Below are 1,947 nucleotides of genomic sequence, written 5' to 3'. Positions count from 1 at the left end.
GGCATCTTGGATCGTCATGTGAGACCTTTCGGGCAGGCGTCATCGCCGGCCGACGGGATTATTGCCGAAGGTGGCCGTGAATTGTTTACGACTCAGTCGGTGCCGCGACTATGAAACCTTTCGGGCAACCCGTCCAGCGATTTGCAGGCGGTCGACAGAACGGTCCGGTCCGGCCAGGAACAGTCCGGTCTGCACGCGTTCGCCGGAGTCCGGGTCACACAACGCGAACACACCGTTCTGGGCCAGGACTATCCGTGCCGACGGTTCGTCGTCGATGACGAGCATCAATTCAAGGCCGCGCGCGACGATTCGGTAGTCGGTGTCGCCGTTGCGGTAGTCGCCCGCGAACTCCGTGACCGAGGCGATCGGCGGGCCCGCCGGGCCCGGCGGGTTGTGGTCGCCGACATCGATCCCGCGTTCTCGCAGCTCAGGCAACAGGGCGCGCCAGAGCGCGTGGCCGGAGGTGCCGTTGGCGGTGAACCCGATGACGGTGTCGTCGAGGGGGTGGATGCGCAGGTGGCACGAGGTGCCGTTGGCCATCCCGTCGTGCCCCCACCAGGACGTCCGGCCGCGGTCGAACCGGGCCAGGCTCAGTCCCCACGCGTCGGCGAGGCCGACCGGGCGGGCCGAGGGCTCCGGGACGAGCATCGCGGCGAAGTCCACCTCGTCCAGACGGGTGCGGCGGCCGTCGGCGAGCAGGGCGCGGCCCAGTCGGACGAGGTCGGCCGCGCTGCAGGCCAAGGCGCCCGCGGCGGCCTGGGCGGGACCGATCGCCTGCTCGACGGGGCGGACGCGGCCGCGGGCGGCGCTGACCGCGTGGCCGAGGACGGGCTGGGGCGTCTGCGCGGCGGTGGTGGGCCCGACCACGAACCGGGGCACGATGCCCAGCGGTTCGAGTACCACGGCCTCGACGGCTTCGTGCCAGCTCATGCCGGTGACAGCGGCGGCGACGGCGCCCAGGACGGTGGAGCCCGCGTTGGAGTAGGAGAAGGCGGAGCCGGGCTCGTGCAGCGTCCCGCACGCGGCGACGGCCTTGATGTAGCGGTCGACCGACCAGCCCTCCATCTGTCCGGGCGGCTCGTTGACCAGCCCGGAGGTGTGGGTCAGCAACTGGCGGACGGTCACCGTCGCGATGGGGGTGCGACGGACGGTGTCCAGGCACCGGGCGATGGGCTCGTCGAGGTCCACCTCGTCGTCGGCGACCAGCGCCAGCAGCAGGACGGCGGTGAAGACCTTGGTGATCGAGCCGATGGGGACCGCGGAGTCGGCGCTCAGCAGGCGGGAGGTGCCGTGCTCCTCGACCCCGCTCACCCAGGAGGTGAGCCGGTCGCCTTCGGCTATCTCCAGCTGCGCCCCGGGCGTAAACGTCTGTTCGCGAAGACGGTGGAATTCAGTTTCCATGTTGTTCCAGCGCATAGTCCCTCATTCGCATTCATTGGCCATCCCTTTCATGACAGTGCTTCTGCTATGACACCCCGACCCCGCTCCGCCTTCCTCGCAAGGGACTGAATGGATGCCGTACGGCACTCGCGACCACTTTAACTTCGCATGGCGGGACCCGCCGGACAAACCTCCAAATGGAGTAGTCGAACATCGGGGTCGGCGAGCCATTTTTGTGACAATCACGTCGACACAGCGTGAGAAGGTGGGAAGATATTGAGTCCCCATTCACCCCGATGCCACGTTTAACCCGTTCGTGGCGTGACCGGAGAACTGAACTACTCTCGATTAACTTGACTTAACCGCTCCCACCAGGTCTTTTAAGGCCATAATGGTCAGCGATAGCTTCACTACGAGCCGAATCTCTAGGCCAAACGAGTGATAGGACCTAGTGCTGCATCTCGGAACGTTGACCCGGTAATCGGTCTGGTTGGTTGACGGGCCAGGCTGGTTCTCCCATGTCGAGCGGGAGGTGGTCGTGGGTCGTCGTCCGGAGGTGTTCGTCCG

At 66.6% G+C, this 1,947-nt stretch carries 1 protein-coding gene; it reads right to left on the bottom strand.

Features of this window, described 5'->3' with window-relative positions; genetic code table 11:
- Window positions 1-108 precede the first annotated feature (108 nt).
- Window positions 109-1,401 (bottom strand): serine hydrolase domain-containing protein, encoded by a 1,293-nt coding sequence (locus ACTG9Q_RS23640; protein WP_455575065.1) that lies wholly within the window; start codon window positions 1,399-1,401, stop codon window positions 109-111.
- Window positions 1,402-1,947 lie beyond the last annotated feature (546 nt).

It is taken from the genome of Actinokineospora lacus (assembly GCF_053813445.1).
This window is presented reverse-complemented; position numbering and strand designations above follow the sequence as displayed.